Origin of the sequence: Gilliamella sp. B2785 (assembly GCF_026537005.1) — a bacterium.
GTDB classification, from domain to species: domain Bacteria; phylum Pseudomonadota; class Gammaproteobacteria; order Enterobacterales; family Orbaceae; genus Gilliamella; species Gilliamella apicola_E.
Map to the genome: position 1 here is coordinate 16606 of NZ_JAFNNC010000010.1, position 13420 is coordinate 30025.

The following is a 13420-nucleotide window of genomic DNA, read 5'->3' on the forward strand; positions in this document are numbered from 1 at the left end:
CACTTGAGTATTATCTAAAAATATTGTTGTAATTGATAATATTGTCTTTAGGGCTACTTAAGCATTTTTCCATAAAGTCGCTTCTCATCTCTTGAAGAATACTTGGGTTTTCATCAATCAAAAAGTGAGAGTAGTTATCTTTGAGAATTTTAGCTTTTAAAGCGGCCAAATCTTGCACTGACATCTTAAATAAAGTTTGATAACTTTGGATTATATTATTGGTATCATTAGTATAAACTGCTTCAATAAAATCTGCTGACCATTGACAGTAATTTTTAACATTACTATCAGTTGGTGTGATTTTTTTCAACTCAAGATTATGTTCAGCTTGGTTTTCCTCGACGACTCTTTTAAGTTGAATGTCATATTTTAGCTTGTAGAATTCTTTGAGATAAAAATTTAGCACACAGGCAGATTGGTTGCTGTCACCTTTACAGTTTAAAATACCGTGTTTGGTTATATAGCTGTCAAAGTGTTTGTCTCCAACGAGTTGAAGTAATTGTTTTTTTGCGTCCACAACAAACGAATTATTTTGTTCAGATTGTTGCTTTAAAATCGCTAACTGATCAACTTTAGTTTTACCATCGGTTGAAGACGTATTGTTTTTTACACAGCCTGCGGCAAGAATAGAGACAATGGCGCATGTAAGGATATTACTTATTTTCATATATCAAATTCCACGAATATATTCTTGAGTTGTAATTTCAGGATGAGCAACTTACACTTTTTAGTGGAGCCGTAGCGCGAAATTATATACTCTTATTCTTTTAAAAACACTAGATGATTACATTAAATTTATAAAAACGCATTTATTATTCTTTTGTAAGTTTTTATTAATGTCGACATATTTTTCGAACATCGACGGTAAATTGTGAATCATCAATTGAAGCCGGCTTAAATTTTCCTTTTGCTTTTAAAAAGGCAATAAGTTGCTCGGCATTCATATCGGAGTTGGAACAGGTATGAAATTTAGCCTCGGTACCGAATTTTTTGTGTATGGCTTCAAGTAAAGATGATTCAGTATAATCATTCCCATCCATCATTTGTAACACTTCGTGGCCGTGAATTGACATCTTTTTTCCTCTCCATATAGCAGTTTAAACTAGCTTTATTTTTTATTTTTTTGAGCGGTGAAAGATAGCAGATATTATTATTAAAAAAAAGAGGATAAATGTTAAAAATATTATTAATATTTTTTAGCTTAACCCTGATAATTATCAGGGTTATTAATCATAGTTTGTAACTGATTAAATTGACTAGGAAATTTAAGAGTTAGATTCATTGAGTTTTACAATAACCGATAGATTTTCCATTTTAATTTCATGAATTTTAACAGTGATCAAATCAGCAATTTTGTATGCAGTTTCGCCTTTAATTTTAATTAGCCCTTCATCCGGACTAGTTGATATTTCATCGCGCACGGCATGAATCATTGACAGTGGTAAAAATGCTAATGCGCCAATATCATTTAAACGAACTCTTGCACCGCCACGGTTGATATCTAATATTTCCGCTGCGAACTCTTGTCCTATTTTATTAGATAAATATTGACAATAAAGGTTTTCGGCAATATCACGCTCAGCTAAACGTATTTTTTTACGTCTATCAGCCATGCTCTCTAATTGTTCGTTGGATGGAGCTGTTAAGGCTTCTGCTTTAAGCGAGGCTTTAAGTATACGATGGTTTATCATATCACCATATTTTCGAATTGGTGAAGTCCATGTTGCATAAGCATCAAATCCTAAACCAAAGTGAGGTTCTGGTTTTATAGAGAATTCAGCAGGTGTTTGGAACTTTCTTAATCGTGTTGATAAGAAGTCATTATCATCACTTAATCGGCGGAATTTAACATAGCCTTCAAATGAAGTAAGTGATTCTTTATCAAAATCTGTAATGCCATTGTCTGCTAATATTTTTAATATTTGTTCAATGTATTTGGTATCAAAGCCTGAATGAGTGTTAAATACGCCAGTACCTACGTTTTCTTTCAAATACATGGTGAGCGCTAAATTAGCGATAATCATCACTTCTTCAACAATATTATTGCCGATGCCACGTGATTCTTTAATGATTGTTTTTACTTGACGATTATTATCAAGGATAAATCGATAATCATTGTTCACTTTGAAAACTAACGCATTTTGTTGGCGCCAATTTATCCGTGTTTTTGCCAATTCTGATAATAATTTTAGTTGGTTTTTTATTGCCGCGTCATCGATATTTAAATCACCACGATTCTCTAAAAATTCAGACACATTGTGGTAAGAAAGCTTAGCTTTCGATTCAATCCATGCGGGTAAAAAACTGATATCATCATTCGTAAATTCGCCATTTTTATCAATTTTAATTTTACAAACCATAGCTGGACGTTTTTGATTAGCTTTTAATGAACAAAGATCGTCCGCTAACTGTTTTGGTAACATTGGAATATTAAAGTCGGGCAGATAGGTGGTAAAGTTTCGGTTTTTTGCGATATTGTCGATTTCACTATCTTGCTCAATATATGCGGTTGGATCAGCGATGGCGATCATCAGGTTATAATTACCCATATCATCTTGTGAAATGGTAATCGCATCGTCCATATCTTCGGTATTTTCACTGTCAATTGTAAAAAATTGAATATCCGTTAAATCTTGACGATTTTCTTTTTCAGTCTCTGAAATTGTTAAAGATTCAGCTTGTGGAGCTTTGTCTTCTAAATTATAACGAGCTAAAGTTTTAAGCCATAGTTGATAAATTGAATCAGCACTGGCAATAAATTTTGTTATTTCAGCAAGAAAATGATTTTTATTTTTTTCTAATGGATGAGATTGTAAGGTGGCAACAACCCAATCACCTTCTTTTAATTTTTGCTTTACTTCAGGATTAACTTTACAGCGAATGGCAAAATTGACAGGTATATTTTCGGGATAAATGACCATCGCATTATCTAAAAAACCAATTTTGCCAATAAATTTTTGTAAACTACTTTCAATTAATACTTCAGGTTCAAATGATGTTTTATCGTTAATGGTGGAAATAGTGCCAGAAACTTTATCACCATGACAAACCATTTTCATTTTCGAAACAGCAATAAAGTAGTCAGTTTTGTTGTCAACATTTAGAAAGCCAAAACCTTTTTCATGCGCTCGGACGATACCTTCAACACGAGGTTTTTGTTCATATAATTCTTTTTTTAGTTGGGCTAGTAAAGGGTTATTTTGAAACATAGTTTTTAATATTAATTGAAAAATTTGAACTAAATTCTATCATAGTTATGCTTTTGGGGTTATTGAATTGTTTATTAGTGATGACGAAACAGTCTTAATTACAATAAATTGTAGAGTGGCATAATGAAATTAAACTATAAAATACAGGGTGATAATCAACCAATTTTATTGATGCATGGTTTATTTGGAAGCTTAGATAATTTAAATATGTTAGCTAAAGATCTGTCTAGTCATTACCAAACTATTCAGGTTGATTTGCGCAATCATGGTCAATCACCATGGTCAAATGTCATGAATTATGAAGTGATGGCTGAAGATGTTGCTGAGTTATGTCATGATTTGCAGTTACAAAATATTATATTAATCGGCCATTCAATGGGAGGAAAAGTTGCCATGCAATTAAGCCAACTTATTCCTGTTTCTAAAATCTGTGTCATTGATATTGCGCCAGTTAAATATACTCAAACGGCAAACGCACCTGTTCTTAACGCTTTAGAAAAATGTATTAATCAACAATTAACTGATAAAAAGCAGATTATTGAACTTATGCATGATTTAAGTGCCCCGACAATTTCATTTTTACTTAAATCTTTTAAACATCAGCATTGGTTGTTTAATGCTCAAGTCATTATTGATCAATATGACAATATATGCGATTGGCACACAATTTCACCTTGTAACGTACCGACATTATTCATCCGAGGTGGAAATTCAAACTATATTACTGATAAGGATTATCCAGCAATATTTAGCCAATTTCCAAATGCTCAAATTGAAATAGTAGAAGGTGCTGGTCATAATGTTCATGCAGAAAAAACTCAGCAAGTTTTACAACTTTTACATACAAAAAGCTTCATCTAATCGATTGTGGTTGATGCATTGTTTAAAATGAGCTTATGGTCGTCATCCAACACAATAATGCTATCATTTATCACGTTAACTTTTGAAAAGTCTGGGATCGCAGTTTGTGCTCCGTGTTTGATAAGCTCAGCATCGCCTATTCCAACACAATAGGCGCCAGCTTCAACTGCTGAAGTCACGCCACTTATTGAGTCTTCAAATACTAACGTTTCAGCGGGTGGTAGCATAAGGCGTTTAGCGCCAAGAAGATAAGGATCGGGGTAGGGTTTTCCACGAGCCACATCGTTTCGTTCCACTATCACAGAAATACATTCCTGAATATTCAGCATTGCCATTATTCGATCTATTTTTTCGCGCCAACCACTGGTTACAATCCCCACCCTAATTTTGGCTTTCGCTAAGGCATGTATTAATTGTGCAACACCTGGTATTGGATCATAATCAGCAGTATTTTCAGCGTGCATGATATAGTCTTGAACACTTTTTTGCGCTTCAGTTGATAGATGCCCAAACAGTGCTTTAATCGTATGTGGCCCGGGTTGGCCATGAATATGTTTAACAATATCGTCATCCTTGACGGTTATTCCATATAACTTGCCAGCCTCAATCCATGCTTTTTCAATAACGGTATTTGAATCAATTAGAACCCCATCCATATCAAATAAAACCGCAGAAATTTTTTTTATTGCCTTACTCATAAGTTTTTTACCCCGTACGTTAACCTTAGCCGAGAATTTAACTATTTACATTGAATCTTTGGACTTATAGAAGAGCGTCCATTTAACAATAAATATCTTAATTTTATTCATAACTAATTGTACTTATTGAAATTAATATAAATAGTAAAAGTAATTATGTATAATGAAAAAAATGACTGATTTGATAACAATTAGGAATGGATATGGACATTGAAATGAAGTTGCTACGAGCTTTCGTCGCACTTGTAGAGGTAGGGAATTACCGTGTCGCTTCTGAGCAATTATTTATAACACAACCCGCGTTAACTAAACAAATTCAAGCATTTGAACGAGCAATTGATCGAAGACTGTTTATTCGTGGTCGAAATGGCGCAAAATTAACTGAAGTCGGGAAGGCGCTATATCCTGAAGTAAAAAAGCTATTACAACAGAATAAGAAATTTTTACTTTTTGCTAATAATATTAAAAAAAACATGAATGGAGTTCTTTCAATCGGTTTTGGCATATCTTGTTTTCAACATGTTCCTAAATGGATTCGAACTTTTTCTGAAAGAAATCCGCAATGCCATGTTTCAGCAAAACAACTTCCTTCAAACGAGCAAATTACTCTGCTAATGCAGGGGGAATTAGATATTGGTTTTGTCCGTATGCCTGTGCCAGAGTCATTGAGTTCAATTATGTTATTTAAAGAGTATATCGTGCTAGCAGTTCCAAATAATCTAAAAGTCAGTAGGAACAATCTTAAAGATGTACTAGAAACGCATCCCTTATTACATATAAACCCCTGCTTGGCGCCTTGTTTGACCGAGCAAACAAAATTATTACTTGAGGCTATAAACGCTATACCAAAACAGGGTGGGGCGACGAATGATCTTCCCTCTCTTTTGGCTTTAATTGCTGCCAAAAATGGCATTGCTTTTGTGCCTGCTAGTGTTTGTCATTTTTTACCTAAAGGTGTAAAACTTGTTACGCTTGAATTAGCTCAAACAGGATGGGATATTGCGGTTGCATGGAATGAAAAAATTGAAAATAAACAGCGTGATTCATTTTTAGAAATGAACATTAATCACATAACAAACGTTGTTGTTTAATCGTCTTATGATTCGGTGGGGTAATATCAATAAAAACCATTTTACAAGGTGCACTATAAGGTTGGCTGTAAACTTGATATTGCCACTCTTTTGGTATGATTTTATCTACCGTATGAGGGTAACTATCAAGTAAAGCAAACGCCATTTGCTGTGCTTTGAAATGTTGATGAAAATAGTGGTGTTGATGAATAATTGAGGTTAAATAACGAATAAAACCCAGCATGATGATGGCAAACATTAAACATGACAACATAACTTCAATTAAACTAAAGCCAGCTGTTTTTTTATTACTTATATTTTTACTATTCACAATCAATCATCTTCTTTTCAGGGCAATAATCTAACCAATGACCTTTTTCAATAATAAGTTGGTTATCTTCAAAATGCGTTAACATATAAAGGTAATAATCATCATTAGCCTGTCCACGTACTAGGGTGTAGTTATCCACTTTTAATCGCGATTTTTTTATACATGCTTTTAATTGATATTGAGTATCACATAAGCATTGCCACTCTTCAGTTGGCGGTTGCCAAATTTGTTTGGTTGCCCAATTTAAACTGGAACTAGCTTGATTAAACTGACGATAATATTGGGTTTCAATCAAATAGCTCCTTTTTATCGAATCAATGGTAATTTGAAACCCCGTTAGCAAAAGAAGTCCAACAATGGTTAATATGATCACCATCAAAAGCGTGCTAAAGCCATCATATTGAGTTACTGAACGATTAAAAGGGATTTTCATTTTTAATAATGGTTGTTGTTTGATATTTAATTTTTTTGTTTTTCTTCAATTGAGCACTAATATCTATCTCAAAATGATTATTTTGTTTTTTGATTGAAAATTGAGTGATTTTAATGTCGTGAGGATCGAAAATTTTCTCCCAATTGACACCTTCGCAATTGATTGTTCCAACCTTATATTCCAAATTATTATTATAAAGCCGATACGCAAAGATATCTGATTTGGTTGGAATAGTCGTATTATGAACCCAATCATTGCGGATCTCGCTATCGTAACGGAAGATATAGCAATTTTTTGCTAGATTGATTTCAATTGGTTGCTGACTCATCTTTTCTGGTTTATTGGCGATAAACCCAGCACGTTTCAAATCTTTGGAAATACTAACAATACCTTGATGAATATTCCTTTGTAGATGAGTATTAAGATTTTGCTGAAGTATAATCGATTGTAATTTACTATAAAAAGCTGTAATGCCAATGAAGATTAAGCTAGAAAAGGTGATGCTTAACATCATTTCAAATAACGAAAAACCATCTTGCTTTAACATCGCGGCAGCCCTGGTAAATAACTATTTTTCTTACAAAACCGAATCCGCCCTCGATATGAAATAATAATTTGTGTGGTGCCAATGGCATTATGCAATTCGAATGTACCGGTTTGAGCCATATTTTTTCGCCCCCAAAAAGAGATGGTTTTTTTATCGGCTAAATCATTTAATTCAACAGAATTGTTAGGTTTAATAAAATAGCTAGAGCCTTCTTGGCACGTCGCTGGTTTTTCGCCTTTGCTGATGCTTAAGCACCAAGGCGTCAAAAAATAATAGATGTGGACATTTTCGTTAGCGTTATAAGCTTTGGCTTGGACTTCCTCCAAAAAATAGGCTAGCTGTTTTGTGGTAGTAGTAAGTTCGTTACGGAGCTGTAATTCCTTCCAATGTTGCACGCCTATTGAAGCCAAAATAGCACCAATACAGATAACAAATAAAAGTTCTACTAAAGAAAATCCATCGTTTTGCATTATTTTTTGCTACAAGATTTAATGAGGATTCAACTTTATATTCAAAGAAAACAACTGTATTAAATATTGTTCAGATTTTGTGAAAGGTATTCCAAATAATTTATCCTTTTTGAGAAATCTCAATGATACGATAAACCACTTAAAAATAACTGCATATTATATTATACTGTTTGCCCAATTAAATTTGCTAACGGACTTAAAGTTAAAGGAAACGAGAAATGCAACAATTACAAACTATTATTGAGGCAGCATTTGAACGTCGTGCTGAAATTACGCCTTCGAATGTTGATACTGTAACACGTGATGCAATTAATCAATGTATCGCTCTATTAGACAGCGGTAAAATGCGTGTCGCGGAAAAGATTAATGGCGATTGGGTGACTCATCAATGGTTAAAAAAAGCGGTATTGCTCTCTTTCCGTATTAATGAAAATCAACTTATTGATGGTGGCGCAACAAATTATTATGACAAAGTGCCATTAAAATTTGCTGATTATGATGAAGCTCGCTTCCAACAAGAAGGCTTCCGTGTCGTTCCATCAGCAATTGCGCGTAAAGGTGCTTATGTTGCTCGTAATACCGTATTAATGCCATCTTACGTAAATATCGGTGCTTATGTTGATGAAGGCACGATGGTTGATACTTGGGTAACAGTTGGTTCATGTGCACAAATTGGTAAAAATGTTCACTTATCTGGTGGTGTTGGTATTGGTGGTGTGTTAGAACCATTACAAGCAAACCCAACTATTATCGAAGATAACTGTTTCATTGGTGCTCGTAGTGAAATCGTTGAAGGTGTGATTGTTGAAGAAGGCAGTGTGATCTCAATGGGCGTATTTATTGGTCAAAGTACTAAAATTTATGATCGAGCAACTGGTGAAGTTCATTACGGACGTGTTCCAGCTGGTTCGGTTGTGGTATCAGGTAACTTACCAACTAAAGATGGCAAATATAGCCTTTATTGTGCAGTTATTGTGAAAAAAGTCGATGCTAAAACTTTAGGTAAAGTTGGTATCAACGAATTACTTCGTACTATCGATTAATCTTAATAATAATGCCGCCGTAAATATTGTGGCGGCAATTAAAAGAGTTGTTTAAAATAAGTAATATTTATAACGATTAGAAGAGGAAAATTTATGCCTTCTTTTGATATTGTGTCAGAAATTCAAATGCCAGAAGTTAAAAACGGTGTCGACAATGCGACTCGTGAACTGACTACTCGTTGGGACTTCAAAAATGTCGAAGCATCTTTTGAGCTCAATGAAAAAAATGAAACCATCAAAGCAACTAGCCAATCCGATTTCCAAGTTCAACAGCTTTTGGATATTTTACGTGATAAGTTGGCTAAACGTGGTATTGATGGCGGAGCGCTAGAAATTCCGGAAGAGCTGGAACATAGCGGAAAATTTTATAGTATTACGGTCAAACTAAAACAAGGTATCGATAAAGAGTTAGCTAAAAAAATAGTTAAGCTGATTAAAGACAGTAAACTTAAAGTGCAAGCTCAAGTACAAGGTGAGCAGGTTCGCGTTACAGGTAAATCTCGTGATGATTTACAAGCAACCATGGCACTAGTCAAAAATGGTGAATTAGGGCAACCTTTCCAATTTACTAATTTCCGCGATTAATAGATCTTCATTCATGATTATTGCCGACTTGATGATTCCCTTTTAAAGCATTTTTCGGCAATATTTTTTTATCTATTTCCTTAATAAATCTTAAAAAAAGTTGAGGAACGCACTTTTTGAAGCTTAAATTTTTAAGAATAAATGCTTTTATCTTTATTTTTAGGGATGCTATTTCTAAATAACGAGATTTTTTTAGTTAAATACGTTATGCTATCCGCTTGTCTATCCTCTTAAATTTAAAAATACTTATTATTATGAAAAAATTCGTATTATTTCTCGTTTTTTTTATTTTTTCATCTCCTTTATTTGCTCAAAATCCCAATAATGAAGAAAAGAAAGCATTTATTGATGACTTGATGTCAAAGATGACGATTAAAGAGAAAGTAGGGCAACTGCGATTAATCAGTGTGGGTGGCGATCTTACACTAGACAAAGTCCTTGACCAAATTGAAGCGGGTGAAATTGGTGGTATTTTTAATACTGTAGTTGAGCCCGATCTATCACAAATGCAAGAAAGAGCATTAAAATCGCCGAATAAAATCCCTGTTTATTTTGGTTTTGACATTATTCATGGTCATCGTACGGTATTTCCTATTAATTTAGGGATTGCTGCAACTTGGGATCGTGATGCGATAGGTAAAGTTGCTGAAGTATCGTCCGATGAAGCAACTTCTGATGGGCTTAATGTAACTTGGGCGCCAATGGTTGATATTACGCGAGATCCAAGGTGGGGCCGAGTGTCAGAAGGATTTGGTGAAGATCCTTATTTAGCGTCGGAAGCAGGACGTATTTTTGTCGAAAAAATGCAAAAACAGTCTCTTGAGGATAAAAAATCATTAGTGACAACCGTTAAGCATTTTGCGCTATATGGTGCGGTTGAAGCTGGTCGTGAATATAATAGTACGGATATGAGTGAACGAAAAATGTTCCAAGAATATCTTGTACCATATAAAGCGGCTGTAGATGCAGGCAGCCGAGCGGTTATGGTTGCACTTGTTAGTGTAAACGGTATTCCTGCTACCTCTAATCATTGGTTATTAACCGAGGTACTGCGTGATCAATGGCATTTTGATGGTGTAGTGGTTAGTGATCATGGTGCTATTCGTGAATTAATTAATCACGGTGTGGCAAAAGACGCTAAAGATGCAGTTAGAATTGCGATCCTAGCTGGTATTGATATCAGTATGAATGATGAGTATTTTTTACAGTTTATACCAGAACTAGTTAATGAAGGTGCAATCTCTCAAGAGCAGATTAACCAAGCGTGTCGTCATGTATTAGAACTGAAATATGATATGGGATTATTTAAAAACCCTCATCGAAATTTAGATCCTAATTTTGATATTGAAACCATGTTCGCCAACGATCGTTTACATCGTGCAGAAGCAAGGGATGTTGCGCGTCGTAGTATTGTATTGTTAAAAAATGAAAACAATGTTTTACCGTTGAGCAAAAATAAAAAAATTGCGGTGATTGGACCGTTAGCAGATTCAAAACGCGATATTTTGGGTAGTTGGTCTGGTGCTGGACGAGCTAATTTAGCCGTAACCCCTTTGGAAGGGATTAAGAATGCTGTGGTTAATCCAAAATTAGTTAGCTATGCATGGGGTGCCAATATTTCAGATGATCCAAATCTTTATAAATTCTTAAATTTATATGAAGAGATCACTAAATTTGATAAAAGACCTGCTGATAAAATGATTGCCGAAGCGGTTGCTCAAGCTAAAAGATCAGATGCTGTTGTTTTATTTGTTGGCGAAGCCGAAGGGATGGCGCATGAATCATCAAGTCGAACTGACCTCAATTTGCAAGCAAGCCAAAAACGTTTAATTACAGCATTAAAAGCAACAGGTAAACCACTAATTATTGCATTGATGAATGGGCGCCCACTTACCGTGAAAGAAGAATATGAACAAGCCGATGCGATGCTTGAAACTTGGTTTTTAGGTACTGAAGGTGGTAATGCTGTAGCTGATGTTCTCTTTGGTGATTATAACCCATCAGGTAAATTACCGATGTCTTTCCCAGATAATGTTGGTCAAATTCCTGTTTATTATGGTCAATTAAATACTGGTCGACCTCATGGTACGGTCAATATGGGTAAATACACCACTTCTTATTTTGATAGTCCAAACGAACCGTTATTTCCATTTGGTTATGGTTTGAGTTATACCAATTTTACGATTGATTTTTCACTATCAAAAACTGAAATGTCGCCAAATGGTGAAATCGAAGTGATAGCCAATGTAGAAAATACTGGTGATAGAGAGGGGACGCAAGTTGTCCAATTATACTTGCAAGATGTGACTGCTTCAGTTAGCCGTCCTGTCAAAGAGTTAGTTGGATTTGAGAAAATAGCACTTAAACCTCACGAAAAAGGCCAAGTAAAATTTGTTATCAAATATGACATGTTAAAATTCTGGAATGACAAAATGCAATATGTTGCAGAACCAGGTAAATTTAATGTGTTTGTAGGCTCAGATTCGACAACCAAACAAAAGCAAACATTCACTTTACTTGATAAATAAACACAAAAACCGTCGGTTTTAATCGACGGTTTAGTTCTTTTATTCAATCTTTCAATCTTTCAACCTTTAAGACTAATATATAAGATTATTTACTGATATCGTTTACGTTTTTAAGGTAAAAAAATACGAGTCAATGACTCGTATTTAATCCATTTATTATTACAATTATCTATTGAGTGCTTTTACTTTCAGAACTAATGCATCAACAGCAATCACTTCAACAGGTTGTCCAACTTCTAGATCTTGGTTACATTTTGCTGACCATGTGCCATCTTTTATTTTTACCCGACCCGAACCATTAATTATAGCTTCGGTAACGATGGTTTTGATTCCGATTAATTCTTGTTGGGGTTGATTGATTTCACTTTTACCAGATTTATCTTTACCATGTTTTTTTAACCACACCCACCAAAGATAAGCCGATACCAAAGTAAAAATAGCAAATAAAATCCATAGAATCGGCCAAGATAAAGGGACTACCCAAGCTATTAAACCAACAACAATGGCTGCAATCCCACTCCAAAGCCCATATCCGGAAGTTCCCAATAGCTCAAGGATCAGTAAAATACCACCTAAAGCAATAAATACCCAGTGAGGATAATCATAAATAACCGTTAAAAAATCAGTCATTGATTGTTACCTAATTTATTGAAATATAATATCTTCCTAATTAGATTAGGAAGAATTGTTTCACTAAAGCAAATTATTTAGAGTTTTTAATTAATTCTGCAATACCGCCAATGCTACCCATTAAGCTAGAAGCATCTAGTGGCATCATCACTACTTTACTGTTATCTGAAGCACCGATTTGTTGTAAAGCTTCAGTATATTTTTGAGCAACGAAGTAGTTGATCGCATTAATGTTACCAGCAGCAATCGCTTCTGAAACCATTTGTGTAGCTTTTGCTTCGGCTTCGGCAGCACGTTCACGCGCTTCTGCTTGTAAAAATGCAGCTTGTTTTTCACCTTCTGCTTTTAATATTTCTGACTGTTTTTCACCTTCAGAGCGTAAAATAGCCGCTTGGCGGATACCTTCTGCTTCAAGGATCTCAGCACGTTTGTTACGTTCAGCTTTCATTTGCGCGTTCATGGCTGCAATAAGTTCTGCTGGTGGGCGAACGTCACGAATTTCGATACGGGTAATTTTAATTCCCCAAGGGCTAGTTGCATCATCAACAATGCTAAGAAGTTTTGAGTTGATGTGATCACGTTGTGATAACATTTCATCAAGTTCCATACTACCAAGTACGGTACGAATGTTTGTCATCATCAGATTAATAACCGCACGCTCAAGTTGATTAACTTGGTAAGCAGCTCTTGCAGCTTCTTGTACTTGAATAAAGCAAACCGCATCAATTTGTACATTCGCATTATCTTTAGAAATAACTTCTTGAGATGGGATATCAAGAACTTGTTCCATCATATTAATTTTGCGACCCACACCATCCATAAATGGGATAATGATGTTTAAGCCAGGCTCAAGCGTATGAGTGTATTTACCAAAACGCTCGATGGTATATTGGTATCCTTGTGGAACAATGGTAATAGCTTTAAAAACGGTTACGATAGCTAATAAAACTATTATCGCAATAAGAATATAAAATATTGGCATATATCAAAATCTCTAAATTTTATTAATGTATTG

General features: G+C 34.7%; 15 protein-coding genes. 5 read left to right on the forward strand and 10 right to left on the reverse strand.

Going from position 1 to position 13420, the window contains the following annotated elements:
- Positions 1 to 10: 10 nt before the first annotated feature.
- The 3 genes from J3U24_RS10735 to J3U24_RS10745 form a co-directional block, all read right to left on the reverse strand.
- Positions 11 to 667: a hypothetical protein gene (locus J3U24_RS10735; protein WP_220225756.1), complete on the reverse strand. Its 657-nt coding sequence runs from the start codon at positions 665 to 667 to the stop codon at positions 11 to 13.
- 166 nt (positions 668 to 833) lie between these two features.
- Positions 834 to 1073 carry a YecH family metal-binding protein gene (locus J3U24_RS10740; protein ID WP_065563359.1) on the reverse strand — a complete coding sequence of 80 codons (240 nt, stop codon included), beginning with the start codon at positions 1071 to 1073 and terminating at the stop codon, positions 834 to 836.
- Between the two features lie 192 nt (positions 1074 to 1265).
- Entirely contained in the window at positions 1266 to 3209 is a 1944-nt protein-coding gene (locus tag J3U24_RS10745) for an exoribonuclease II (RefSeq protein ID WP_267337722.1), read from the reverse strand.
- A 123-nt stretch (positions 3210 to 3332) separates the two neighbouring features.
- Here J3U24_RS10745 and J3U24_RS10750 point away from each other — a divergent pair, with 123 nt between their 5' ends.
- Positions 3333 to 4070, forward strand: a complete 738-nt coding sequence (locus J3U24_RS10750; RefSeq protein WP_220225758.1) for an alpha/beta fold hydrolase — start codon at positions 3333 to 3335, stop codon at positions 4068 to 4070.
- On the opposite strand, the gene J3U24_RS10755 is transcribed toward J3U24_RS10750, so the two are convergent.
- Positions 4067 to 4768 (reverse strand): HAD family hydrolase, encoded by a 702-nt coding sequence (locus tag J3U24_RS10755; RefSeq protein ID WP_267337723.1) that lies wholly within the window; start codon positions 4766 to 4768, stop codon positions 4067 to 4069. The two genes, J3U24_RS10750 and J3U24_RS10755, sit on opposite strands and share 4 nt — an antisense overlap.
- Positions 4769 to 4971: 203 nt before the next feature.
- On the opposite strand from J3U24_RS10755, the gene J3U24_RS10760 reads away from it, so the two are divergent.
- Positions 4972 to 5859, forward strand: coding sequence for a LysR family transcriptional regulator (locus tag J3U24_RS10760; protein WP_267337724.1), 888 nt, complete (start codon positions 4972 to 4974; stop codon positions 5857 to 5859).
- Here J3U24_RS10760 and J3U24_RS10765 read toward each other — a convergent pair.
- Genes J3U24_RS10765 through J3U24_RS10780 form a run of 4 tightly spaced genes read right to left on the reverse strand, consistent with a single transcriptional unit; the run spans position 5831 to position 7619 of the window.
- On the reverse strand, positions 5831 to 6169 hold the full coding sequence (locus tag J3U24_RS10765) for a type IV pilus modification PilV family protein (protein WP_267337725.1): 339 nt from the start codon (positions 6167 to 6169) through the stop codon (positions 5831 to 5833). The two genes, J3U24_RS10760 and J3U24_RS10765, sit on opposite strands and share 29 nt — an antisense overlap.
- Positions 6162 to 6602, reverse strand: coding sequence for a DUF2509 family protein (locus J3U24_RS10770; protein WP_324123774.1), 441 nt, complete (start codon positions 6600 to 6602; stop codon positions 6162 to 6164). The genes J3U24_RS10765 and J3U24_RS10770 overlap by 8 nt, the downstream gene beginning before the upstream one ends.
- Positions 6586 to 7149, reverse strand: a complete 564-nt coding sequence (locus J3U24_RS10775; protein ID WP_267337726.1) for a prepilin peptidase-dependent protein — start codon at positions 7147 to 7149, stop codon at positions 6586 to 6588. Before J3U24_RS10775 ends, J3U24_RS10770 begins: the two co-directional genes overlap by 17 nt.
- Positions 7143 to 7619, reverse strand: a complete 477-nt coding sequence (locus J3U24_RS10780) for a prepilin-type N-terminal cleavage/methylation domain-containing protein (RefSeq protein WP_267337728.1) — start codon at positions 7617 to 7619, stop codon at positions 7143 to 7145. The genes J3U24_RS10775 and J3U24_RS10780 overlap by 7 nt, the downstream gene beginning before the upstream one ends.
- A 218-nt stretch (positions 7620 to 7837) precedes the next feature.
- Between J3U24_RS10780 and dapD the strand changes: the two genes are divergently transcribed.
- From dapD to bglX, 3 genes are all read left to right on the forward strand, one after another.
- Positions 7838 to 8662, forward strand: coding sequence for a 2,3,4,5-tetrahydropyridine-2,6-dicarboxylate N-succinyltransferase (dapD, locus tag J3U24_RS10785; RefSeq protein WP_065563367.1), 825 nt, complete (start codon positions 7838 to 7840; stop codon positions 8660 to 8662).
- Positions 8663 to 8755: 93 nt separating this feature from the next.
- Complete coding sequence (locus tag J3U24_RS10790; RefSeq protein WP_065563368.1) at positions 8756 to 9247, forward strand: YajQ family cyclic di-GMP-binding protein; 492 nt, start codon at positions 8756 to 8758, stop codon at positions 9245 to 9247.
- Between the two features lie 254 nt (positions 9248 to 9501).
- Positions 9502 to 11775 (forward strand): beta-glucosidase BglX, encoded by a 2274-nt coding sequence (bglX, locus tag J3U24_RS10795; protein ID WP_267337729.1) that lies wholly within the window; start codon positions 9502 to 9504, stop codon positions 11773 to 11775.
- Positions 11776 to 11940: 165 nt separating this feature from the next.
- Here bglX and J3U24_RS10800 read toward each other — a convergent pair whose 3' ends face one another.
- A complete protein-coding gene (locus tag J3U24_RS10800; protein WP_267337730.1) occupies positions 11941 to 12405 on the reverse strand; it encodes an NfeD family protein in 465 nt (154 codons plus the stop codon).
- 73 nt (positions 12406 to 12478) lie between these two features.
- Complete coding sequence (locus tag J3U24_RS10805; RefSeq protein WP_065563371.1) at positions 12479 to 13387, reverse strand: SPFH domain-containing protein; 909 nt, start codon at positions 13385 to 13387, stop codon at positions 12479 to 12481.
- Positions 13388 to 13420 lie beyond the last annotated feature (33 nt).